The 23,844-nt window shown below is 54.8% G+C and carries 22 protein-coding genes; 3 read left to right on the top strand and 19 right to left on the bottom strand.

From position 1 onward, the window contains the following. Nucleotides 1–16 precede the first annotated feature (16 nt). The 4 genes from A2273_03780 to A2273_03765 form a co-directional block, all read right to left on the bottom strand. The gene (locus tag A2273_03780; protein OGF07599.1) at nucleotides 17–1,126 is read right to left on the bottom strand and encodes a DNA polymerase III subunit beta; all 1,110 of its coding nucleotides are present in this window, start codon (nucleotides 1,124–1,126) and stop codon (nucleotides 17–19) included. A gap of 244 nt (nucleotides 1,127–1,370) precedes the next feature. Then, nucleotides 1,371–2,711, bottom strand: a complete 1,341-nt coding sequence (locus A2273_03775) for a hypothetical protein (GenBank protein OGF07598.1) — start codon at nucleotides 2,709–2,711, stop codon at nucleotides 1,371–1,373. A gap of 403 nt (nucleotides 2,712–3,114) precedes the next feature. Further along, nucleotides 3,115–3,906: a hypothetical protein gene (locus A2273_03770; GenBank protein OGF07597.1), complete on the bottom strand. Its 792-nt coding sequence runs from the start codon at nucleotides 3,904–3,906 to the stop codon at nucleotides 3,115–3,117. Between the two features lie 39 nt (nucleotides 3,907–3,945). Next, entirely contained in the window at nucleotides 3,946–4,950 is a 1,005-nt protein-coding gene (locus tag A2273_03765) for an aminopeptidase (protein OGF07596.1), read from the bottom strand. Between the two features lie 254 nt (nucleotides 4,951–5,204). Between A2273_03765 and A2273_03760 the strand changes: the two genes are divergently transcribed. Next, nucleotides 5,205–5,561 (top strand): hypothetical protein, encoded by a 357-nt coding sequence (locus A2273_03760; protein OGF07595.1) that lies wholly within the window; start codon nucleotides 5,205–5,207, stop codon nucleotides 5,559–5,561. 58 nt (nucleotides 5,562–5,619) lie between these two features. Here the strand turns inward: A2273_03760 and A2273_03755 are convergent, their stop codons facing one another. The 13 genes from A2273_03755 to A2273_03695 form a co-directional block, all read right to left on the bottom strand. Continuing rightward, nucleotides 5,620–6,660, bottom strand: a complete 1,041-nt coding sequence (locus A2273_03755) for a hypothetical protein (protein ID OGF07594.1) — start codon at nucleotides 6,658–6,660, stop codon at nucleotides 5,620–5,622. Nucleotides 6,661–7,132: 472 nt separating this feature from the next. Beyond that, complete coding sequence (locus tag A2273_03750) at nucleotides 7,133–8,191, bottom strand: hypothetical protein (GenBank protein ID OGF08014.1); 1,059 nt, start codon at nucleotides 8,189–8,191, stop codon at nucleotides 7,133–7,135. Nucleotides 8,192–8,284: 93 nt separating this feature from the next. Next, nucleotides 8,285–9,121: a hypothetical protein gene (locus A2273_03745; GenBank protein ID OGF07593.1), complete on the bottom strand. Its 837-nt coding sequence runs from the start codon at nucleotides 9,119–9,121 to the stop codon at nucleotides 8,285–8,287. Between the two features lie 157 nt (nucleotides 9,122–9,278). Continuing rightward, on the bottom strand, nucleotides 9,279–9,839 hold the full coding sequence (locus A2273_03740) for a hypothetical protein (GenBank protein ID OGF07592.1): 561 nt from the start codon (nucleotides 9,837–9,839) through the stop codon (nucleotides 9,279–9,281). A 206-nt stretch (nucleotides 9,840–10,045) separates the two neighbouring features. Continuing rightward, nucleotides 10,046–12,727 carry a hypothetical protein gene (locus A2273_03735; GenBank protein ID OGF07591.1) on the bottom strand — a complete coding sequence of 894 codons (2,682 nt, stop codon included), beginning with the start codon at nucleotides 12,725–12,727 and terminating at the stop codon, nucleotides 10,046–10,048. Nucleotides 12,728–12,764: 37 nt separating this feature from the next. Next, complete coding sequence (locus tag A2273_03730; GenBank protein ID OGF07590.1) at nucleotides 12,765–13,349, bottom strand: hypothetical protein; 585 nt, start codon at nucleotides 13,347–13,349, stop codon at nucleotides 12,765–12,767. A 27-nt stretch (nucleotides 13,350–13,376) separates the two neighbouring features. Beyond that, nucleotides 13,377–15,830 carry a hypothetical protein gene (locus tag A2273_03725; protein ID OGF07589.1) on the bottom strand — a complete coding sequence of 818 codons (2,454 nt, stop codon included), beginning with the start codon at nucleotides 15,828–15,830 and terminating at the stop codon, nucleotides 13,377–13,379. A 20-nt stretch (nucleotides 15,831–15,850) separates the two neighbouring features. Then, nucleotides 15,851–17,473 (bottom strand): hypothetical protein, encoded by a 1,623-nt coding sequence (locus A2273_03720; GenBank protein ID OGF07588.1) that lies wholly within the window; start codon nucleotides 17,471–17,473, stop codon nucleotides 15,851–15,853. A gap of 169 nt (nucleotides 17,474–17,642) precedes the next feature. Next, a complete protein-coding gene (locus tag A2273_03715) occupies nucleotides 17,643–18,125 on the bottom strand; it encodes a hypothetical protein (GenBank protein OGF07587.1) in 483 nt (160 codons plus the stop codon). A 52-nt stretch (nucleotides 18,126–18,177) separates the two neighbouring features. Next, nucleotides 18,178–19,056: a hypothetical protein gene (locus tag A2273_03710; GenBank protein OGF07586.1), complete on the bottom strand. Its 879-nt coding sequence runs from the start codon at nucleotides 19,054–19,056 to the stop codon at nucleotides 18,178–18,180. Between the two features lie 29 nt (nucleotides 19,057–19,085). Further along, nucleotides 19,086–19,649 carry a hypothetical protein gene (locus tag A2273_03705; GenBank protein ID OGF07585.1) on the bottom strand — a complete coding sequence of 188 codons (564 nt, stop codon included), beginning with the start codon at nucleotides 19,647–19,649 and terminating at the stop codon, nucleotides 19,086–19,088. A 10-nt stretch (nucleotides 19,650–19,659) separates the two neighbouring features. Then, complete coding sequence (locus A2273_03700; protein ID OGF07584.1) at nucleotides 19,660–20,295, bottom strand: hypothetical protein; 636 nt, start codon at nucleotides 20,293–20,295, stop codon at nucleotides 19,660–19,662. Between the two features lie 22 nt (nucleotides 20,296–20,317). Beyond that, the gene (locus A2273_03695) at nucleotides 20,318–21,088 is read right to left on the bottom strand and encodes a hypothetical protein (protein ID OGF07583.1); all 771 of its coding nucleotides are present in this window, start codon (nucleotides 21,086–21,088) and stop codon (nucleotides 20,318–20,320) included. A 217-nt stretch (nucleotides 21,089–21,305) separates the two neighbouring features. Between A2273_03695 and A2273_03690 the strand changes: the two genes are divergently transcribed. Next, nucleotides 21,306–21,905 (top strand): hypothetical protein, encoded by a 600-nt coding sequence (locus A2273_03690; protein OGF07582.1) that lies wholly within the window; start codon nucleotides 21,306–21,308, stop codon nucleotides 21,903–21,905. Between the two features lie 66 nt (nucleotides 21,906–21,971). Then, a complete protein-coding gene (locus A2273_03685; protein OGF07581.1) occupies nucleotides 21,972–22,517 on the top strand; it encodes a hypothetical protein in 546 nt (181 codons plus the stop codon). Between the two features lie 55 nt (nucleotides 22,518–22,572). On the opposite strand, the gene A2273_03680 is transcribed toward A2273_03685, so the two are convergent. Next, on the bottom strand, nucleotides 22,573–23,259 hold the full coding sequence (locus A2273_03680) for a hypothetical protein (GenBank protein ID OGF07580.1): 687 nt from the start codon (nucleotides 23,257–23,259) through the stop codon (nucleotides 22,573–22,575). Further along, nucleotides 23,259–23,807, bottom strand: a complete 549-nt coding sequence (locus tag A2273_03675; GenBank protein OGF07579.1) for a hypothetical protein — start codon at nucleotides 23,805–23,807, stop codon at nucleotides 23,259–23,261. The genes A2273_03680 and A2273_03675 overlap by 1 nt, the downstream gene beginning before the upstream one ends. Nucleotides 23,808–23,844 lie beyond the last annotated feature (37 nt).

Below are 23,844 nucleotides of genomic sequence, written 5' to 3'. Positions count from 1 at the left end.
TGGGGTGCTTTTTCCTCTATTCCGGAAGGCGGATGGGCATCAATAGATACATCAGGTTGTAGTCCTCGGCCTGCTTGGCCGGATTGATCAGGGCGGCCGACAACGAGGTATTCAGGGAGCAGACCATCTCCTCGGAGTCCACGTTCTTGATGATGTCCAGCAGATAGCTGGCGTTGTATCCTATCTCCATCTCCTCACCCTTGAATACTGCGGCAATGGTCTCCCGGGCCTCTCCGATATCCACCGTCTGGCTGGAGAGCTCGATGCTGTCGGCCTTTAATGAAAGCCTGATCTGGTGGGTGAAGGTGTCGGACAGTATGGCCACTCGGCGCACCGCCGCGGTCAGCAGGTCCACGTTGACGGTCAGGGTCTTTTTATTGTTCTTGGGAATGGCCTTCTCGTAATCACGGTAGGGTCCCTCGATGTGCCGGGCATAGACCTGGGTGTCATCAAAACTAAACTGGGAATAGCTGTCGTCGAACCGCAACGTGATCTCGGTATCCGAGCCTGGAAGCATCCGGTTGACAATGTTCAAACCTTTGGGTGACAGCAGCAGTTCGCTGTTCTGTGAGATGGGCGGGATCATGGTCTCCAGCATGGCCAACCGGTGGGCGTCGGTAGTGACCACTTTCAGCTTATCGCCGCTCATCTGAAGGAAAACCCCGCACAGGTCCGGACGGGAGCTGTCGGTGGATACAGCAAACAAGGTCTTTTTGATGATGTTCTGCAGAATACCGCTGCTGAGTTTGACGCTCTTCTCCTTGCTGATCTCCGGTATCTTGGGAAAGTCCTCCTTGGGGAGACCAATGATATTGAATCGGCTGCGGTCACATTTAATGGACACTTTATTGCCGTTGACATCCAGATCTATATTCAATGGCGGCAGTTGCTTTATTATCTCGAAGAACTGTTTGGCCGGCACGGTGATGGAACCATTACCAGCGGTCTGGGCATCAATCTGGGTTACGGCCGCTATCTCGAGATCGGTGGCAGATAATTTCAGCTTATTATTATTGGCCTCTATCAGGATATTGGTAAGGACCGGAAAAGTGCTCTTGGTTGGCACCACCCCGATCAGGCTCTGCAGGCAGGTGAAAAGTTTCTCCTGGTTAACGGAAAATTTCATTTGATCCCGGCTCCAAATTTCTGGTTTTAAATTTATACTTAATAACTAATATATGATATATCTAAATTATAATAAAAGTCAATAGTATTTCTTGATATTGTTGTGGGATTGGCATAAAGCCATGCTGTTTAAAATAATAAAGAATGTATATCATGGGGATATGTTTTTGATCGGCTGTTGATATCCGCCGCTGTTGTCAACAGTGATCAACATTAAGCAGGGGCTAAATGCAGAGATCAAGGTTCTATCCACCATTGATCAACTCAGTTATCCTATCGGCCTGAGAGGTTATCTCATCGTCCGAGGCTATCATTTTCTTTATCTTTGATATGGCATGCAGCACCGTGGTGTGGTCCTTTCCGCCGAAGCGGTTGCCGATGTCGTTGAGGGAGGCGGCGGTCAGTTCCCGGCTCAGATACATGGCCAGCTGCCTGGGCAGCACCAGTTTTTTGATCCTCCTTTTTGATTTGAGGGCCTCTTCGGGTATGGAATAGTAGTTAGCCACTATTTTCTGAATAAGTTCGATGGATATCAGCCGTGATTTCTGGGAGATGATGTTCTTAAGGACCTCGCGGGCGAAATCCACCGTCAGCTCCTGGTCCGACACCGAGGAAAAGGCCACTACCCTTATCAATGAACCCTCCAGCTCACGGATGTTTGATTTGACCGAGGAGGCAATGAAATAGATGACGTCGTTGGGAATGGAGAGGCCGTCCAACTCGGCTTTTTTCTTTAAGATAGCCGCCCTGGTCTCCAGGTCCGGAGCCTGAATATCGGCCACCAGTCCGCTTTGAAAGCGTGATACCAGGCGCTCCTCCAGGTGGGATATATCCTTGGGCGGCCGATCGGAGGTCAGGACGATCTGTTTGCGGGCGTCGTACAGCGAATTGAAAGTATGAAAGATCTCCTCCTGCAGGCCGGATTTTTCTGACAGGAATTGGACATCGTCCAGCAGTAGGATATCCAGCGAACGATAACGATTTTTGAACTCCAGCATCTTGCGGTTCTGAATGGCATAGACCAGCTCGTTCATCAGATTCTCGGCCGGTATGTACAGCACCCGGGCCTTTGGTCTCTTGCTCTTGGTAAAATGGCCGATAGCCTGCATCAGATGGGTCTTTCCCAGCCCCACCCCGCCATAGATGAACAGCGGGTTGTACAGTTTTCCGGGATCCTGGGCGGTGGCGAAAGCGGTGGCGTAGGCGAACTCGTTGCTTTTTCCTATGACGAAGGTGTCGAAGATATATCTCTCCCGGAGGCCGCTATCGCTGGTCGGATGGGCCGGGACAAATTCGGTTCTATCCGGTTTCTGGCGGGCGGCGGCCTGAGTTTCCCCCACCGGAGGGACCAGGACTATGGAGAGGGGCTTATGAAAGATATCCGAAACCACCTCTTTCATCATATTAAGGTAGTGCTGCCCCAGCCATTCCACAAAAAAGTGGTTGGGAACCTTTAGGGTCAGGCTGTCATCGCCCACCGTCATGGCTGTCAGCGGCTTTATCCAGGTGTCAAAACTCTGGGAACCTATCCGTTCCTTGATCCTGTCCTGGGACTGGGCCCACAGCGCTTGTATTTGTTGATTCATAGGATATCCACAATCAGAAAGTCAGTGTTTTTAATGGTTGTTGAGGGTTGCTAGTTAATATACTACTGGTAACGCTATTTACGGGTTCTTAACATATTTATCCACAGGTGGTCAATCAGCATAATGCATTGCAATAGAACAATTAACATAAATATCTAAATGATTATTTATTGTTTATCCACACAACCAGAATTGTGGCTAATTTTTGATTTAACAAGGACTTAATACGAAACACCGTTGGGGGTAAGTTATCCACAAGGTTTTCCACAGGATGGCTATAAAAACAAAAAGAAACCACGGAAATAAAGTCCGCGATTTCATAAAGGGGATACGTATTTATTTGTCAGCTTGGTAAATATATCAGGTTAGTCCCAAATTGTCAAGAGAAATTTTATAGTTTCGGTCAATGATTTATCCAGTGATAGGATGGGTCGACCGGTTTGCCGTTGATCCGGACCTCGTAATGCAGGTGGGGGCCGGAGCTTTGTCCGGTGGAGCCCACCAGCGCGATCACCTGCCCCTGCTTGACGGCCTGTTTTTCTTTGACGAAAAGTTTGGCGTTGTGTCCGTACATGGTGCTGAATTTCTGGCCGTGGGATACCTCCACCTTGTTTCCGAAATAATTATCCCACCCGGCAAAGGTGACTATGCCGTCGGCCGCCGACACCACCGGAGCGCCCTCCCGGGCGGCGATATCAACCCCGTTATGATGGTCTCCCATTTTTGCAGAGACCCATCCCTTGACCGGCATGATGCTGGGGGTCGAACGTTCGAGGCTCACCGATAACGTATCTTCGGAGTTGCTCAAAAGAGCCGGGTCTCCGGAAACCGAGGCATTTAAAGAGGTATTCCGGGTAATGTCGTCCAGGGAAAGCAGGACCGGCTGCTGGGAGATGCCCAGCATGTGCTGTAACTTTGCTTCGGTCCTTTTTAGGGAGGAGAGCTCACTTTTCAGGGCCTGGATCTCGCTGAATTTTTCCTCCACCTCCCGGGTCCTTTTTTTCATGATCTCGTACTGGCTGGCTCGCCAGAAAATATGGCCGTAATTGAAGACGAAAAATACCGCCACCAGCAACAACACCGACAGCAGAACAGCGATGCGCTTCAGATTAGTGTAAGAGATATCCATCTGCCAGGGCTGGGCCTTATGATGCGGCGCAATGATCAACGATATGTACCGTTCCCGTTTCTTCATTTTTATACAATATCAACCTTGGAATTAAAAAATTTGGGATTAGAATCCCTTGGCCCTGAGGTTCGATGAGAGCACTTTGACCAGCAGGTCCACCGTGGCTTTAACGTCAATCATATCCACCATCTCCGAGGCCGAGTGGGCATACCTGGTGGGTACTGACAGCACCCCGGTGGGAATGCCGGACTTGGTCTTGTTGATCACCGATCCGTCGGTGGTCCCGCCCTCCAGGATGTCAAACTGGTAGGGGATCCGGCCGGCCCGGGCGGTATCCACCAGCAGTTTTTTCACCCCCGGATGGGCCAGCATCCCGGCATCCTTGATCTTGATGGCGGTCCCCTTTCCCAGCACCGAAGGCAGCTTGGGCTTCTCCTCGGGAGTATCGAAGGCTCCGGTGATATCCACCGCTATCCCCAGGTCCGGGGCCACCCCGAAAGCGGCGGTGGTGGCCCCCCGCAGCCCCACCTCCTCCTGGGTGGTGAAAACGAAATATATCTGGTTGGGGCTTTTCTTAAGCTGTTTCATGGCCTCGATCATGATGGCGCAGCCGATCCGGTCATCCATTGATTTGGCGACGACCCGGTCGCCCAGGAATTCGCAGCTCCGGTGAAACCCGGCCACGTCGCCCACCGATACCCTGGCAGAGGCCTGTTTATGATCCTTGACGCCGATGTCGATATACATCCGGTCCAGCCGCCGGGGATCGGCCGGTTTCTCCGAACGCTCCTCGTTGATGGTGCCGATAAGGCCGTTCTCGAATATCACCCGCTGGGCGATGATATTATAGGGGTAGATCCCGCCGATGTTGGAGAAGCGCAGGAAGCCGTTCTTGTCTATATGGGTAACGATGAACCCGATCTCGTCCATATGGGCCGCCACCATCACCCGGGAGCCCTTGCCCTTCTTGATCGCTATCAGGTTGCCCAGCACATCGGTGCTGACCTGGTCGGCCAGCCCCCGGATCTCTTTTTTGATCTGCTCCCGGATCTGCCTTTCGCTGCCGGACGGGCCGTAGGTCTCGGTGAGTCTTTTGATGATGTCTTTCATTAAATATTTCCTTATAAAGGGTTGTCTTTTTTTTATAAATAGCTGTTAAACCGAGGGGCAACGGTTAATATTATGGCTTTTTGTCCCCTCTGTCAATGATAAAATCCTGGGCTTGGGGCGCAACATCATCCGGCAGAAGTTCCCGGCGGGTATTGGCCGGATCAGAAAAAGCTTGACTTTGTAAAAAAAATTGTTATATACTGATTGGTCAGTTAAGGGGCGGCAGCCCCGACAGTATCATTTCTGGAGAGCGGATGAACAAGAAAATAATGATCATCGACGACGAGCCGGCAGTGGGGGAGATGATGACCACCCTGCTGGAGTCCGAGGGGTACGAGGCCATGGTGGCCTACGACGGCCCGGGCGGCTTGGAGCAGATGGGCAAAAAAGCGGCCGACCTGCTGCTGCTGGACTACATGCTGCCCGGCATGGACGGCATCGAGGTGCTGTGCGAGGTCCGTCACCGCTGGCCGGAGCTTCCGGTGATCATCATCACCGCCTTCGGCAGCCCCGAGCTGCGGGCCCGGGCCGGAAAGTTCAACGTGATAGACGTGGTCTCCAAGCCTTTCGACACCCTAAAACTTCTGGAGCAGATAGCTGCGGCGGTATGAACAGCCGCCGATATTCAATAAACGACGATCTTTAATGGGAGCCCCCGGCTCTCTTTTTTTATTTGACCCTCTTCAGGGCCAGCTGCATCAGCCGCAGGGCGTTCTGGATGTCCTTTTTGCTGGACAGGCACACCGGCGAGTGGATGTAGCGCGAGGGGATGGCCAGCACCACCGAGGGGACGCCGCCCTTGCTCAGGTGGATCCGTCCGGCATCGGTGCCGCCTATTCCGGGCCGTTTGATCTGATGGGGGATCCGATTGGCCCGGGCGGTGTCGGTCAGCAGTTTCACCAAGCCCTGGTCGCAGAACACCGAGCGGTCCATGATTGTGATCACCGGCCCCAGGCCCAGTCCCGGCACCAGGCTTTCGTCCCGCTCCTTGGGCTGGGGCATGTCCCCGGCCCCGGTGCCCTCCAGGATGAAGGCCATGTCCGGCTCGTCCTTATAGGCCGCCACCCGGCCGCCCCGCAAGCCGACCTCCTCCTGGGTGGTAAAGGCGGCGTAGATGTCAAAGGGGTATTTACCTTTCAGCAGTTCGATTATCAGGTAACAGCCGATCCGATCGTCAAAGGCCTTGGCCTTGAGGGTCCTTCCCCAGTCCTCGAACCTGGTGTTGAACATCACATAATCGCCCGGGGAGACGAACTTCTGGGCGTCCTCTTGGCTGCTGGCCCCGATGTCTATGGAGAGATCGCTGTAAGGAGAAACTTTTTTAAGTTCTCCTTTACGAGCAATGAGATGGATAGCCTTGGAGCCGATCACCCCGGGGATCTGGTCCTTTCCCACCAGCACCTTCTTGGCCAGCAGCACCCGATTGTCAATCCCCCCCACCTTGTCGAACTGCAGAAAACCCGATTTATCGATGGATGTGACCATCAATCCCACCTCGTCCATGTGGGCGGCCAGCATCACCTTGGTTCTCTTTGGGACTGATTTTGCCCCCTTGGCTTTTTTGTAGGCTATCAGGTTTCCCAGGGCGTCCACCCGGATGTCATCCACGTTCTTGGTGATGTGCTGGCGGACGATGTTGCGGATCTCGCCTTCGCAGCCGCTGACCCCGAAAGCGTTGGTGATCTCTGCTATCAGTTTAAGGTCTATCATTTTTTGTTCCGTATTAAAATTATTATTCTGATTTCTTTGAGCCTCTCCTCTCATTGGGACGCGATTGAGCATGAGGCCCAAATATCTGGATTATGATCCTTAAGTTCTAAAGGTGTTGATGGCAAAGTTGCATTAATGGGAACAAGAAATACCTGTGCCGATATCGACGGTTTTGAGCCAAGCGGTATCCCCACCCAACGTGAGCGCACAACAAGATGGCTGTAAAGTTGAAGGCGAAGACCAGATGGTGTGTCTTTTGCGGGTTCTTGAATTTCTAGAGGGGAATTAAGTTGTATCAAGTAAAATGGCACTTGTGGTGGATCAACCGGTATAGTGCGGATAACTTTTCCACGAAGGCCGCTGCTGGGAGCGAGTGGAAACCAACCTTCCTTTTCGTTTTCTAAAATTATATCAATACCTTGAGTAAGCATTTAGTTTTAAGCCTAACTGTTTTATTTTTTGTTCAGGTCTTTTAGTCGTCTTTCCATTCCAAGTTTATATCGTCCAGGTCTTGGATGAAGCGGGCCAGCAATCTGGCCGAGCGCTCCACGTCCACTGCCGCCAGGGTCTCCACCGGGGTGTGCATGTAGCGCAGGGGCAGGCCCAGCAGGCCGGTGGGGATGCCCTCTTGGGATATCTGAATATCCACCGCATCGGTCCCGGTTAGTCCGGCGCAGGGCTCTATCTGAAAGGGGATCTCCTCGCGCTTGGCCACCTTCTTCAATTTGTCGGCGATGGCCGGGTGGATGTTGGGCCCGACGGTGATGGTGGGCCCCTTGCCGATGGCGAAGGTGTCGCTGTCGGGCACCCCCGGCATGTCGCCGTGGGTGACGTCTATGGCTATTCCGATGTCGGGATGGATCTCGAAAGCCGAGGTCAGCGCCCCCAGGCCGGACACCTCCTCCTGGACGGTGGCCACCGCATAAACATCCCAGCTATGATGGCATTTGCTGAGTATCTCCAGGGCCTGGACCATGATGGCGATGCAGGCCCGGTTGTCCATGGCCTTTCCGGCCGCCCGGTCGTTCTTGAGATTGGTAAGGGGCATTCTCGGGGTGGCCAGATCGCCGATGGAGACCCTGGCTTTGGCTGCCGCCTCGTCCAGCCCCAGGTCGATATACAGGTCCTCCAGGGGGATCACCTGGCTCGATTCCTCCGGGGTCTGGAAATGCGGCGGCTTGGCTCCGATGATGCCCGGCAGGGCGATCCGGGTGTCCGGGCCGTACCGGCCGACCGGATGCAGCAGCACCTCCTGTCCCAGCAGCACCCGGGCGTCGAGTCCGCCCACCTGGGTGAAGCGCAGGAATCCCCCCGGCTCGATGCCGGTGATCAGCAGGCCGATCTCGTCCAGATGGGCCGCCAGCAGGATCTTTTTGCCGTCCCGGGACAGCCCCTTTTTGAAGGCCACCACGCTGCCCATCTTGTCCACCTTGACCTTGGTGGCGAAGGGGGCCAGCTCCTCACCGGCGGCCAAGGCGGCCCGGGTCTCGTAGCCCGATGGCCCGGGAGCCGCGGTCAAGCGTTCGATCAGCTTTAACGTGGAATTCTCCCCGGCCTGGTCCGGGACGTTTTTTTCTAGGGATGTTTTTTTGCGGGACATTATCTGCTCCTAAATGTAATGTATCTAATCGAGGGAGGTGCCTTTTTTGCCCGGCCGGAAATATTCGCCGGTCATCAGCTTAAAGATCCGCCAGTCGCATTCTATGGCGCCGGCCGGGCAGATCCGCTGGCAGTGGTAGCAGGCGATGCAGTTTGATTGGTCGATGACCGGATAAGGATTCAGGCTGATGATGCCCTGGGGACAGCTCTCTAAGCACAGGCCGCAGAGGGTGCATTTGTTTTGACGGATCTTTTTTGCCGGAAGCAGATGCTGCCTCATCCGCAGGCGAATTTTACGTTCGCTGAATAGGCCGGCCACGGTCCGGGATATCCAATTCCCGGGGATCTTGGGCCTTTTCAATTCGCCCCGATCAAGATAAACTCCGGCTCTATGAATGATATCTTTGGCAAAGGTCCTGGCCTGAAATAGATCCTTTTGATCGGGATGTCCCTGGGCGGTCAAGGGCTTTCTGTCGGCAAACGGCGGATAGGTGTCGACCCCCAGGCATTGGAAAAATCCCAAGGTCTCCAGGCCCCGGGAGGCGGCCAGCCGGTCGATCCGGGAATACACATCGCCGGGGGTGCCGCCGTGGGTGACAAAAAAGAAGAATGGTTTTGGCCGGCCGGCGGTGCCCTGACCGGGCATATCATTAAAGAAATGATTTACGTTAATGGGCTCCCTGAAATAGAAAGCCGGCAACCCGCATCCGACCAGATCGTAATTGGAGAAGATGGCCGGGTCGGCCTCCTCCAGGCGCAGCATGGCGCAATCTCCGGCCGCTTCGGCCATCTGTTCCTGGATGGCCTGGGCTATCTTTTGGGTGTTACCGGTCTGTGAAAAATAGACCAAGCAGACCCGCATCGGTCCCTCCCAAAAAAAGAGGTGAAAGACCCGGCCGTTAAATATTTATTTTATATCATTTTCAGGTTGAATACAATGATAAAAAACGTTTTTTAAAATAAAAAAACCGAAAGCCTTTTGGCTGTCGGGAAGACAAGGGGCGTATCTAAAGAGAGGGTTATGTCAGATCGATCCAGAAACGCATCACTTTTTTTCCGGCACCGGTTGACAGTATGGTGTTCTCCAGCATCCCTCCGTTGTTCTTGATGACCCGGATGGCCCCGAAGTTGTCCCAGTCGCAGGTAAGCAGGGCTTTGGTGATCTTCAGCTCCACCGCCCGTTCCAGGGTCATTTCCAAAAGGATCGATCCGTGCCCCCGGCGGCGCAGCGATGGCGGCACCTCCAGCAGGATGTGGCCCCCCTCCATCTCCATCTCCGGTGTCAGGTAATGCCGCAGCCGGCTGATTCCGCAGATGGTCCCTTGGTCCGACAGCATCCAAAAGGTGCTGCAGGGCACCCGTCCGTCCGACAGGTCCCGCTCCAGGCATTCCCGCTGCAGGCCCTTGATGTAACGGTCAAAGGCCATGCCATGGACCTCGTACAGGTCGGTATAGCGCTGCTCCCCGGCCGCCCGGTAATCGGCCGCCAGTTCCAGGAAAGCCTCCTCGAGCTCCATGGAGGGCTCGGCCAGCCTGAGGCGGCCCTTGTCTTCTTTGGCTTTTTTCGGTAGGGATATCATACCGGAACTCTCCGCGGCCTTTTGGGATGAACGCATAAAGCCGCCTGTTGGAAGGCGGCTTTATCTACTATAATCCCCGGGGCCATATAACAGCGGGGGTCATGGTCCGGTCTGTTTTCCGGAAACAGGCAGGTGTGCATAAAGATACAGCCGGGCATAGACTGTCCTCCTTACGGTTTTCATTCTATGCCCGAATTATGGTTTTGTCAAGAGGCTCTGCGAAAAATATTTTGGCGGATAAGTTTCTCCAGCTCCACCGCGACCAGGATGGACGAAGAAACGACTATGCAGGCCAGCAGGTCCAGCCCGCCGACCGGGGCGGTCTTGAAGACCGGCTGCAGGACCGGCAGATAGACCGCGCCCAACTGCAGCAGGGCGGTGATCAGCACTGCGCCGTAGAGGTACCAGTTTCCGGAGGGGGCCAGGGCAAAGAACGATCTTTTGTCGGAGCGGATGGCCAGGGCGTTGAACAGCTGGTAGAACGACATGGTCATGAAGACCATGGTCCGGGCCATAATTTCAGCGGTTTCCCTGGTCTGACCCATCTCGATGTGCCGGCCGATGGCCCAATGGAACATCAGCAGGCAGCCGGCCGCCATCAGCAGCCCCGAGAAAAGCACCTGGGCCCACAAGCCCCGGGCGAAAAGACTCTCGGCCGGGGGGCGGGGTGCCCGCTTCATGATGTCGGCCTCAGGCGGCTCGTTGCTCAGGGCCAGGGCCGGCAGGGAATCGGTCACCAGGTTGATCCACAATATCTGGATCGGCAGCAGGGGCAGGGGCAGGTTCAGCATGATGCCGCCGAACATGGTCAGCACCTCGCCCAGGTTGGTGCCCAGCATATAGCGCACGAACTTGCGGATGTTGTCATATATTTTCCGGCCCTCGGCCACCGCCGCCACGATGGTGGCGAAGTTGTCGTCCAGCAACACCACGTCCGAGGCTTCCTTGGAGACGTCGCTCCCGGTGATGCCCATGGCGATGCCGATATCGGCCCCCCTTAAGGCCGGAGCGTCGTTGACCCCGTCGCCGGTCATGGCCACGATGCGCCCCTTGCTTTGCAGGGCCTGGACTATCTTGATCTTGTCCTCCGGCGAGACCCGGGCGAAGAGGGATATTCTCTCTATCTTTTCCGCCAGCTCCTCCACGCTCAGGGCCTTGAGCTCCATTCCGGTCAGATGCAGATCGCCGGGCGAGTAAATGCCCAGCTCCCGGGCGATGGCCAGGGCGGTGGCCGGATGGTCGCCGGTGATCATCACCGGCCGGATGCCGGCGCTGCGGCACTGCTCCACCGCGGCCCGGACCTCCTCCCGGGGCGGGTCGATCATGGCCGCCAGCCCCAGAAAGATCAGGCCCCTCTCGATCTGATCTATCTCCAGCTTCTCCGGCAGGGCTTCGATGATCTTATAGGCCAGGGCCAGCACCCGGTGCCCGCCTTCGGCCAGGGATCGGTTGATCTCCAAAGCCTGGGCGGGAAAATCCGGACACTTATGCTCCAGATTATCCAGAGCGCCCTTGACATAGCAGATGTACTTTCCATCGCCCATCCGGTGGATGGTGGTCATCATCTTGCGTTCGGAATCGAATGGCAGTTCGCCCACCCGGGGCAGGTCCTTCTCCAAAGAATCGCGCCACAGCCCGGCCTTGGCGGCTAAGGTCAGCAGGGCCCCCTCGGTGGGATCCCCGGCTATTTTCCAGGCATCGGAGCCGTCGGCCTTCTCCTGGAACAGGGTGGCATCGTTGCACAGGCAGGAGGCGTTCAGTAATTTCTGGAACAGGGGGTCGTCGGCTTTTTTCCCGTCCTGGGACAGGATCTCTCCCATGGGCTGGTAGCCGCCTCCCCGGACATCATAAAGCACGCCGTTGCAGAATACCTTTTTGACCGTCATCTGGTTCTGGGTCAGGGTGCCGGTCTTGTCCGAGCAGATCACCGAGACCGAGCCCAGGGTCTCCACCGCCGGCAGTTTTTTTACCAGGGCGTTCTTTTTGACCATCTTCTGAACGCCGAATGACAGGACGATGGTGATCACCGCCGGCAGGCTCTCCGGGATGGCCGCCACCGCCAGCGAGATGGCGGTCAGCAGCATCACCGAGACCGGAATGCCGTGCAGCCATCCGGCCAGAAATATCACGGCGCACAGGATCACCGTGGCCAGGGCCAGGATCCGGGCCAGCCCGGCCAGCCTTTTCTGCAGCGGGGTCTGGCCCTGCCGGAGGGTCTGGATGGACTGGGCTATCCTGCCCAATTCGGTGTTCATCCCGGTGGAGGCCACCACCGCCCTTCCCCGGCCGTAGACGCAGATGGTGCCCAAAAAGGCCATGTTGTTCCGGTCGGCCAGGGGAACTTCGCTTTCAATGGGGAGAGAAGATTTCTCCACCGGCAGGGACTCGCCGGTAAGGGAGGATTCCTCTATCTTGAGCGAAGCGGCCTCCAGTATCCGGGCGTCGGCCGGGATCCGGGATCCGGCCTCGATCAATATGATGTCCCCCGGCACCAGGTTTTCCGAGGGGATCTCCAGCACCTTCCCGGCCCTTACCACCTTGGCCAGCGGCTGGGAAAGTTTTTTCAGGGCGGCCATGGCCTGGTCGGCCCGGTATTCCTGGAGGAAGCCGATGACGGCATTGATCAGGGCGATGGCCAGAATGACGAAGGAATCGGTCAGGTCGTGGGTCAGCCCGGAGATCACCGCCGCGATCAGCAGGACCAGCACCATGATATTCTTGAACTGGTCGAAAAATATCTTCAGCGGTCCGGCCCGCTTGCCCTCGGCCAGCTTGTTGGGACCATACTTGGCCAAGCGTTCGGCGACCTGCTGCTCCGAAAGGCCGGAGTAGTGATCGGAGCCCAGCTCGGCCAGGGATTGTTCTATGGTTTGATTGTAGAGGGGCATAGGTTAATATTAAAAATTAAAAAGGACAAAAGATATACTATGAAATATGAATTTTAATTTGTTCATATATGGCTAATGATTTATTTAACATAATTTTTTTAAATTCTAAAAATAAAAGAATCACGATGATCAATACAGCCAGAAAAACAATAGATTCATATATATTTTCTCCCTTTAAGAATGATAAAATAACCTCCCAAATAACCCCTGAGGTGAAACCTATTATCCAAACGACAATAAATATCGTTATGCCAAGACTTAACCGAATTTCTGTGGTAAAAATGCCATCTTTTATGTGTATAAAGCCGGTTGTGGGAACACCATTATTAAAAGGGTTCCATTCTAAAGGTTTAAAAAGATATTTTGTTCGAAAAATACACTTATCGCTTGATATTAGCATAAATTTACCATCTTGGGTTTCATATTTATTGTTTTTTTCAATCTCGGCAAAATTATAATTTACAACCTCAGAAAAGGTCAGTAATTTAAGGCCAAGTCTATAAAAATGGTATTTAAATAATGTTATCATTAGTGTATCAAATAATATATATAGACCATATAGTATGAACAATATCAAAGCGATATTGTGATAGATGGCGGTATTTATGTTAGAAAGCGACATAAGTTTGATTGTAAATATTAGTTAAAGTTAAATATTCTCCGCAATGGCCTGTCTGGTCTGGCTGGTGATCTGGTCGTAGTCCATCTGTCCGGGATAAATGGCCGGGAGGAATTTTAACGACACCTTGCCGGGCTTGGGAAGTTTGCGTCCGATGGGGACCGAGGCATAGGCCCCGGAGATGGCCACCGGCACCACCGGCACCTGCAGTTCCCGGCTCAGGATGGCGAAGGTCTTTTTGAACTCCGAAAGATGGCCGTCCCGGCTGCGGGCTCCCTCGGGGAAGATGGCCAAATTTTTCCCCTGCCGGATGGCCGCCGCCGCCTGCTGCAGGGTGCTCTTTAGATCTCGGTTGATGTCCATCACCAGCAGGTTGCTGTGGTTGGCGTAGAAACGATTGATAGGTGTTTTAATATGTTTTCCGGCGGCCAGGAAAAAGGTGTCCTTTAAAATCCGATTGGGCAGCAGAATGGACAGGAATATCCCGTCAAGAAAGCTCTGGTGGTTTGGAGCCAGTATGAACGGCCCAGGCGGCAGGTTCTGTTGCCCTTGTCCTTGCAGGTGGAAGTATAGTTTAAATAGAGGCGCGGTTGCCAATTTCATAGTGCACTGCATGAACCGGCTTTGGGGCATGGTAAACTCAGCCTTCTCCTGCAGGGTGCTGTGCCAATCCGATGTCTCAGCCGGGCCGGTCTTTTTCTGTTCGGCCATCAAGAGGCTCAGGGCCTCCACCGTGTGGTGGGCCACCGACTCCTGGTCCTCCAGTTTGATCCCGTAGTTCTTTTCCAGGAACAGGTCCAGCTCTATCTTGCCTAAAGAATCCAGCCCCAGGTCGTACTCCAGGTGCTGATCGGGATAGACCTTCTGGTCCAGGGCCTTCTCCAGGTAGGTCTTCAATGCCCGGTACTCCTGGGTGTCGGGGTCGGGCCTCAGGCGATGGGTCTCGGCGGTTCTGGCGTCCATCTGGGGCAGCAGGAATCTTTTTAATTTCCCCAGCCGGGTCTTGGGCAGCTCGTCGTTGACCAGGGTGAAATGATGGATCTTCTTGTAGCCGGGCACCGTCAGGTTGAACTTGTCCAGCACCAGCCACTTGATGGTCTCCCGCAAGTTGACCACCTGCTGTTTCTTGACCGCCAGGAAGTCGGGGTGGATCACCGCCCCCAGCTTCTCCTCCCGGGGATAGACCCCTATCTCCTTGATCAGCGGGGAGAGCGACAGGATGCGGTTCTCGATCTCCTCGGGGTTGATGTTCTTCCCGCTGGACAGGACGATGATCTCCTTCTTGCGCCCGGTGATGAACAGCCGGTTCTTTTTGTCCAGGTAGCCCTGGTCGCCGGTATGCAGCCAGCCGTCCTTCAAGATGGCGGCGGTGTCCTCCGGCTTGTTGTAATAGCCCTTCATTATATTGCGGCCCCGGGCCAGTATTTCACCGTCTTCGATCCTGACCTCGGTCTGGCTGGTGGGGGTGCCGGGCGAGCCGATCCTCACCTGACCGGGCTTGGTGAAGGTTATCATCGGGGCGGCCTCGGTCATGCCGAAGCCCTCCAGCACCTCGAAACCCATGGCGTAAAGGTCACCGCCCACCCTTTCGTCCAGCTTGGCCCCGCCGGAGATGAAGTATTTGATGTGCCCCCCGAAGGCCTGCTGGGCTTTTTTGAAGATCAGGCGGCCCAGGGCCGGCTGCTTCAGGGCCCGGGAGATTTTCAGCAATACTTTGGCGGCCGGGCTGGCATTGATCTTGTCGATCATCCCCTTGTGGAACAGCCGGTACAGCCGGGGAACCCCGATGATGATGGTGATGCCGTATTGCTTCAGGGCGCCCAGGATCTCCTCGGAGGATATCTTCTCCAGGATCACCAGGGTGGCCCCGCAATACAGGGTGGCCATGATGGTCCCCATCAGCGGGAAGATGTGGTGGAAGGGCAGAATGGCCAGCAGCCGGTCATCGGCGGTGAATATTTTGGTGTGGTCCACCACGTCCTCGATATTGGCCATAATATTGTCGTGGGTCAGCATCACCCCCTTGGGGCTGCCGGTGGTGCCGGAGGTGTAGATGATGGTGGCGGTCTCATGCTTGTCCGGTTCGGCGACTATTTTGTCCGGCGCATTCTCCGGCAGGGAAAGCTCCTCGAATATCAGGATCTCCGGGCGGTAGTCTCCTTTCAGGGAGTTAACCGCTTCGGTCAACACCTCTTTGGTCTTATGCGAGCAAAAGACCACCGAAGGCCGGCAATCGTTCAGGATATAGGACACCTCGTCGGCCGGAGCCAGGTAATCGATGGGCACCGAGATCCCGCCGTTACGCCACACCGACAAATAGGCGTAGATCCATTCCGGCCGGTTCTCGGCGAAGACCGCCGTCCGGTCTCCCTCATTTAACCGATAGCAGGAAGCAAAGCGGTTCACCAGGGAGATGGTCTCGGCGTAGGATATCTCCCGGCCCCGGTAGATCAGGGCGGCCTTTTTAAAATCTTTGATATGCAAAATTGATCCTCTTAGCAAGTTCAGCGGATGATGGTGATCTTTATTGTTCCTGCCCGGCCCCCGCCGTTCACCCGGCAGAAATAAACCCCGTTACCCAATAAGCGGCCAGAGCGGTCATGACCGTTCCAGGAGAAATGATTTGTTCCGGGTGCAGCATAGATTGTCGCTGTTTGATAAACCAGCCGGCCGGTTATGTCATAGACCGCCAGCATTGCGCTGCCCGATCCGGGCATGGCAAAACTTATGACAGCACCCGACCGCATCGGATTCGGCCGGCAGGAAAGCGCCAGTCCCGGCCCGACTGATGGCCCCGGTTTTTCCTCGGCTGCCCCGCTGGGCGAATAATGCATGGCCGCCCAGGTGTCGATAATTCCCCAGCCGTAAGTGGTGCTGTCGGGGTTGGTACTCCGGCTGGCGGTCATCATCAGGGCCTCCCGCACCTGCATCGGCGTCCAGTCCGGGTGGGCCTCAAGGATCAGGGCACAGGCCCCGGCCACCAGCGGCGTGGCGCAGGAGGTGCCGGAAGCATAACTGAATGAATCAATATCACTCCAGTTTGCCCAATAGTCACTAACTCCTTGCGCACAGACCTCTGGTTTGGGTCGGGCATCATAGGTCGGGCCGCGAGAACTAAAACTAGCGATGATCCCCGATGAATTGACAGCTCCCACCGAGAGGATGGAATCGGCATCGGCTGGGGCGGCCAGGCTCCCCAGAGACGGGCCGGAGTTGGCCATGGCGTTGCAGACGATGATGCCCAGCGCCGCCGCATGCCTGGCGGCCAGTGTGCTGATGGCGGTGTTGCCGTCCAGGTCTTGGTATGAATACGAATATTGGGACGAATCGAAATCCCGGTAACCCAGCGAACTGGAGACCACCTCTGCGCCGATGGAATCGGCCCTCTGCAGGGCGGCAGCCCAGTGGTCCTCCTCGACCGGCATCTCCTGATAATTGTCCTCGGTGTGATAGATGGCCCACAAGGCTTTATATGCCGGGCCGATCAGTTTTCCGGGAACGTAGCCGCCGGCCTCCGACCAGGTGCCGGTGCCGTGGGATGCGCTGTCGACCAAGGGCAGGTTGGTGCAGAAGTCCCATTCGTCCACCAAACGGCCGCCAACCCGTATCGAATCAAAAGCCTGGTGGCCCTTGCGGAACCCGTTGTCGAGCATGGCCACCAGCACACCGGCCCCGGAATATCCGGAGTCGTGGCAGATCACGGCGTTGATCAGGCTGTCCTGGGTGAATGACGGGCCGTAGTTCAGCAGATGGGCCTTGGGATTTTGGGTCTCCGGCGGCTTCCGGTCGGTATCTTCAAGTTCCGGCAGGATCCTTTTACTGCCGGCCGGAAGCAGGCCGATGGTTTTTACAAAACTCAGGTTTTGGCAGAGCCTAACTTGGGATTCGGTCATCTCGAAGCTGGCGGCGTTGAACCAGTTTAGCGACTGACGGTGCCTTGCGCCCAGGGCCGCGATCCGATGAACGTAATCGGCGTTTACCGGAAGGTCTTCAAAGGTCATCTCCTGCCGGCCCACTTTAGCCCGGCGCTTGAGAGCCCGCTGGGAGAATTGCCGGCCGCGCCGATCCAAAGCGCTTCTTAATTCGTCCTTGGTGGAAAATCCCTTGTCGTAAAAGAACACCAGCACCGCTATCGTTGTCTGAGCCGGGGTGTTCTCTAATACCGGTGCCGGGCGGCCGGTTGCCGGCGGCTGGGCGTTGACGGATGAAACTAAAAGCCAAGATGTCGCGCCAGCCCAAAACACAAATTTAAATAAAGTATTCATCTTTTTGCTCCATGAATTTCAACTTATTTGACTATCGCTTATACCCGATCTGGCGCAGAAGCTCTTTTCTCCACTTGATTCCCGCCTCATCTTCCACCCCTTTTGGAGCAGAGCCGTCTATCACCCCCATAATCCCCCGCCCCTGTTCGCTTTCGGCGATGATCACCTGGCAGGGATTGGCGGTGGCGCAGAATATGCGGCAGACCTCGGGGCAGTTTTTTACGGCATTGAGCACGTTGATGGGATAGGCGTCCCTTAAAAAGATGATGAAGCTGTGGCCGGCCCCGATCGCCTTGGCGTTTTCGCTAGCCAGCCTGACCATCTCATCGTCCGTTCCCTCATGTCTGATCAGGCAGGCGCCGGAGGCCTCGCAGAAGGCCAGCCCGAATTTTATTCCCGGCACAGAGGAGACCAGTATCTCGTAGAGATCCTCCACTGTTTTGATAAAATGCGACTGGCCCAGGATGAAATTGATATCCTCGGGCTTTTTGATGGCAACCAGTTTTGTTTCCATTGGGGCTCCTTTTGGATAAAAATATAGCACGGTCCCTTGCCGTGCCAAAATGTTATAGCTTGATACTGAGCTTCTGCAGGATCCTCTCGAAATCATCGGCCGAATAATACTCCACCTCGATCTTTCCCTTGTTCTTTCCCTGGGACACTATCCGCACCCTGGTGCCCAAGGCCCGCTGGATCTCGTTCTGGATGTTGGTCAGGTGCTGGTCCAATTGCCGGGGTGTTTTGGGAGAAGTGAGGGACGATTTGACCGGCTCCCCCTTAGCCAGAACTTCGGCCTCCCTGACCGACAGGCCCTTTGAGATTATGGTCTGGGCCAGGGACAGCTGTTTTCGCCTGTCGCTGACCGTCAGCAGGGCCCGGGCGTGCCCGGCGGTCAACTTATCGTCCTCCAGCATTTTTTGGATCTCTTCCGGCAGGGCCAGCAACCGCAGGCTGTTGGCCACGGTGGATCTTTCCTTGCCCACCTTCCTGGCCAAAGCCTCCTGGGTCAGGCTGAACTCCCTGGCCAGCCGCTCGTAGCCCCGGGACTCCTCGATGGGATTGAGGTTCTCCCGCTGGATGTTCTCTATCAGCGCTATCTCCAGGGCCTCCTGGTCGCCGGCCTGGCGGATGATGGCCGGGATCTTCTCCTGGCCCAGCTTCTGGCAGGCCCTAAGGCGCCGCTCCCCGGCGATCAGCTCGTATCCGGAGCCGCTGCGGCGGACGATCACCGGCTCGATGATCCCCTTCTCCCTGATGGAGTCCATCAGTTCGGCCAGCTCGGCCTCCCGGAAAGAGCGGCGGGGTTGGAAGCGGTTGGGCTTGATCTCGGACAGCTTTAAAAAGCGCTCGATGCCCTCGGGATGCGGGGTCACCGGTGCGGCTGTCTTCTTGGCCGGGATCAGGGCCGACAGGCCCTTTCCCAGGCCTCTTTTCTGTGCGGTCATGGGGTCTCCAATATTCTGATGTGTCGGGATTATTTCCAGCTTAAAATGAATTCGGTGTGGGGATCGTCGTCGGCCAGGGATTTGGTAGTCTCCACCGCCACCTCCTTGCAGCCGTGGATCTCCAGGGAGCGTTGGATCCAGCCGCCGATGCGCGATTCTATCAGGTGGTGGGCCTCGGGAAATTCGGTCATGTGCAGGACCGCCTGGCTGTAGGTGGACGATTTGAGCTCCATGGTGCTGGGCTGGTAGTAGGTGGTCATCAGCAGGCTGGCCCGTTTGATGAAGAAGCTGACCGAGGTCATTTTGACGAAGGCTTTGTATACGCCTTTAAGGGCATAGTCGGCGCTGAACCGGCCCACCTCCCAGGCTCCTTTGGGATCGTTGTCATAAAAAAGCTCGCACAGGGCCGCAGTGGGCTCCAGGTAGCTTTCCTTTAAAGGGTACCACTGGTTGAGCTTGATGGTGTTGGCCTCCTGGTACAAGGCCACCGCCTCGGTGTTCAGCGATTCCAGCCATTTGTTAAGTCCTTCTTTGCCGAATTTGCTTTCGATGAAGATCGGCAGCACCGCCAGTGCGGTTCCCTTTACGTTCATTGATGCTCCTTTATCTGTATTCCTGGGATACTATGGTGATCCGCCCGGGATAGGTGATCTCGCCCAGCGGGGTGCTGACCCGGGGCTGGGCGTCTATGGCCAGACGGCTGATGTCGCTTTGGGCCCCGCCCAAGGCCAGGGCCAGGTTCAGCAGGTCGTTGTATCCCTTCTCCCCGAAGAACTCCACCAGGTTCAGGCTTATCTGCAGCGGGATGGCCGCCGACTGTCCGGTGCCGGGGATCTCGATGGGCCTCGCAATATTGCCGGAGACGGTGGGCTTGTCGTCTATCAGCAGGCGCCATTCGAAGCTGGTCAGGGTGGAGCTGGTCTGGGGCGAGCCCCCGGTGCCGTCGTTGGGATTGATCGCCTCGATGTTGAGGGTGAACCCGGCCGGCAGTTTCCTGCTGCGGTAGGCCGCCATCAGGTTGATCCCGTCCAGCAGGGTGAAATCACCGATCTTCTGCTTGCCGGCGATGGCGATGCCCGACACCGTGAAGTCGGCCACCCCGGCCACCTTGAACTTCAGGCGCTGCAGGTTGGACAGCGCCCCAGCCATCTGGGTCAATGTGGCGCATCCCGGGATGATGACCGCCAGGGCCATCATTGCGGCTATTGAACGAAGGCCGGAAAAGGGTCTTTTATTCATCGGGGTTTCCTCTGTAAAATGATCATTTCGCGCCCCTCCGGGCGGCCACCTCTTTGGCCAGGGCTAGGTAGCTCTGGGCGCCGTTGGAGTTGACGTCATATAATATGATCGGCTTGCCGTGGGACGGAGCCTCGGCTATCCGGACGCTGCGGGCGATGAAGTTCTCGTAGACCTTTTCCGGAAAGTGCTTTTTTATCTCCCCGGCCACCTGCTGGGCCAGGTTGAGGCGGGAATCGAACATGGTCAGCAGGATGCCCTCGATGTCCAATTCCGGATTGAGGCTGTTCTTCACCAGGTCGATGGTGTTCAGCAGCTGGCCCAGGCCCTCCAGGGCGTAGTATTCGGCCTGAATGGGTATCAGCACCGAATCGGCCGCGGTCAGGGCGTTGATGGTCAGCAGGCCCAGCGAGGGCGGGCAGTCTATCAGGATGTATTTGTACCTGTCGCGCAAGGCTTCCAGGTGGGGCTTCAAGAGATTCTCCCGGCCCTCCATTCCCACCATCTCCACCTCGGCCCCGGCCAGGTCTATCTGGGACGGCGCCAGATGCAGCTTGTCCAGCTGGGTCCGGACAATTATGTCATTGATGGGCACCTCGTTCAACAGCACGTCGTAGATGCCGCTTTCCACCGTGCTTTTGTCTATGCCCAGCCCGCTGGTGGCGTTGGCCTGGGGGTCGATGTCCACCAACAGAGTGGGCTTCTCCAGCACGGCCAGCGAGGCCGCCAGGTTGATGGACGAGGTGGTCTTTCCCACGCCTCCTTTTTGGTTGACCAGGGCGATGATGCGCGACATTGAAACGCTCCTAAAATAGCCTGATTGGGGATGCCGATAAGTTGGCTGGCAAACTGATATGATAATATAGCCTGCCGGCCTTTGTCAAGGAAAACCGAAAAGCCGCAAGGCTTCAAAAAATCGTTAAACCTCAAATAAAGTATTGACTTATGACCGCAATTATTATAGCATATATCCCAGCGAAAGCCCAGCATCTAATAATAAGAAAGGAAAGATCATGAGAAAGACAACCATTGTCCTGTTGGCTCTGATCACGGCCCTGGTTTTCGGCCTTCCCCAATACTGTTCCGCCCAGGGGCTATCCTTGGGGATCAAGGGCGGGGTGAACATGGCCAAGTTCACCGGGGCGGATGCCGGAACCAACAGCATGAAGACCGGGTTGGTGGGCGGAGCCTATGCCACCATTGATCTGATGTTCGTTAATATCCAGCCCGAGGTGCTTTTTTCACAAAAGGGGGCCACCTATGAGATTTTAGGCCTTTCTATAGACCAGAATCTTAATTACGTTGAGATCCCGGTGCTTATTAAATTTCCCCTGGGCAAGATCGTGGTTCCCAGTATATATGCCGGGCCGTCCTTTGGGATGCTTATGAGCGCCGATGTGGAAGGCGTTGACGTAAAAGATGCGGTGATGAGCAGTGACCTCGGATTGGTTTTTGGAGTGGATGTGAAAACCCCGATTAAACTTACGGTTGATGCCCGGTATAATTTAGGCCTTATGACAACGGCAAAAGAGTTCGAGTTTTTGGGCGTGACCTATAACCCAGATGTTAAAAATTCGACGATATCTTTGATGGTTGGTTACGCCCTTTTCTAAAACAGGGAACACTAAAGCCCCGGCTTAGCGCCGGGGCTTTTAACAACCCGTAACCAGGAGTTAACCATGAAAAGACGCCTCTTGGTAATTTTGATACTTACATCGTTCTCTGGTTTGTGTTTGGCACAAACGACCTCCTTCGGGCTGAAGGGCGGAATGAATATATCTAATATTTACGGCATCGAATGCGATAGGCCCGATTCCAGGTTTGGCTTTATCGGCGGAGCTTTTTGTGATTTTGATTTTGTCTCTTTCAGCATCCAACCCGAAGTATTGTTTTCCCAAAAAGGGTGGAAATATAATATTGGTTGCAGATATAATTATTTTGAAATCCCTGTTTTAATAAAAATACCATTGTCCCAAAAATTCAGGATCAGCCCGTATTTAGGGCCAGCGGTAAGTTTATTGGCTAACGCCAAAATCGAAGATTTTGATTTCAGCCAGGATGTTAACAGCCCTGATTTGGGACTTGTTTTGGGTACTGAAATAAAAACACCCTTAAAAATATCTTTAGATGTTAGGTACACAATGGGGCTTCGTAAAATATTTAAAGAATATAATGACGACATCAAACATTCCGTATTCTCTATTATGATCGGGTTGCAGTCATAATCTGCATCTATCAATAAAGCCCCGGCAAAAGCCGGGGCTTTATGCTTGCCAGTAATTATTCCAAAATTGCCCGAAGAACCCGTTCATGGTCCGAAAGATCATCAAAGGCGTGATCCGCTCCGTGGGCCAGCAGTTCTTTGGCCGTGCTTCGGGCAGTGCCCACCCCAATGGCCTTGGCTCCCAAGTGCCGGCCGCATCTTATATCGTGTTCGGTGTCGCCGATAATGACGATCTGCTTCCCGGAGAATTGCTGTCCGGTCATTTCATAAGCTCTCTGCACCGCAATATCGGCCAGTTCTTTGCGGACCGAGGAATCGTCGGCAAAGGCCCCGAAGGAGAAATACCGCCACAGGTCCAGCGATCCCAGCTTCGCCCGGGCCCCCTTTTGTATGTTGCCGGTCAGCAGTCCCAACAGAACCGGCTGCTTGGCCAGCCCCTCCAATAAATTGATGACTCCGGGATAGATCTTTTTGTTTGCCTCTCCGGGAAGCTCTCTCTTTATTCCTTGGGCATAAATATCAAGGGCCTTTTTCACCAATTCATCAGTGCAGGACACACCAGCCTCGGCCATCAATTCCCGGACGATCATGGGATCGGTCTTGCCGTCGAATATCCAGCCGTCTATCGGTCCGGCGGTGCCGAAGGTATCGATCAGGCCCTGCTTGAAGACCCTTTTGGGGGTGGGCCCGCAATGCACCAGGGTGCCGTCTATGTCGAAAAGGACCAAGTGGGTGTATTTCATCAGAACATTATGCCCAGATATTGGTATTGTTTAATAGAGATAGTGCAATTAGTCCAGTTTCTGTCAGTACTTTCCTCATAATATGTTTGAGACTCGTAGGTGCTGCTGATTTTCCATTGGTGAAAAATTCCTTTCCAGATTCGCAGTTTTAAACCTAAGCTTGATTCCCATAGTTTTTGAGAGTTATTAGCAAAAGCGTATCCGGTTCCCAAAGAAACAGCCAGATGACTAAACGGCGTCCATCCGGCCTCAATTGCCGGGGTTATAGCCACACGCCCACCCAGGGATATCGTTGGAGTAAAAGAAAGATTTTGGTTTTTATTGAATAAATAACCTATAGTAAGTTTGTTGGAATTGCTTTCGTTTAATGTGCGATTATGGAATTCAATAAAAGTTCCGTTTCGCAGGGCACCCCTGAAGGGTGTTTTCCATCTTATGGTAAATAAATACTCGGGCGATGAGTAATGTTCTTGCCAGCCAAACTCGGTTTCAAGGCCTCTGCCCCACCCAAAAGACCAACTGATATTTTTATCAACGTATTCGTACATAACGATGCTCCGTCGCCAAGGCAGAGGAAACGCGCCG

Source organism: Candidatus Edwardsbacteria bacterium RifOxyA12_full_54_48, assembly GCA_001777915.1.
Classification (GTDB): Bacteria; Edwardsbacteria; AC1; order AC1; family EtOH8; genus UBA2226.
This window is presented reverse-complemented; position numbering and strand designations above follow the sequence as displayed.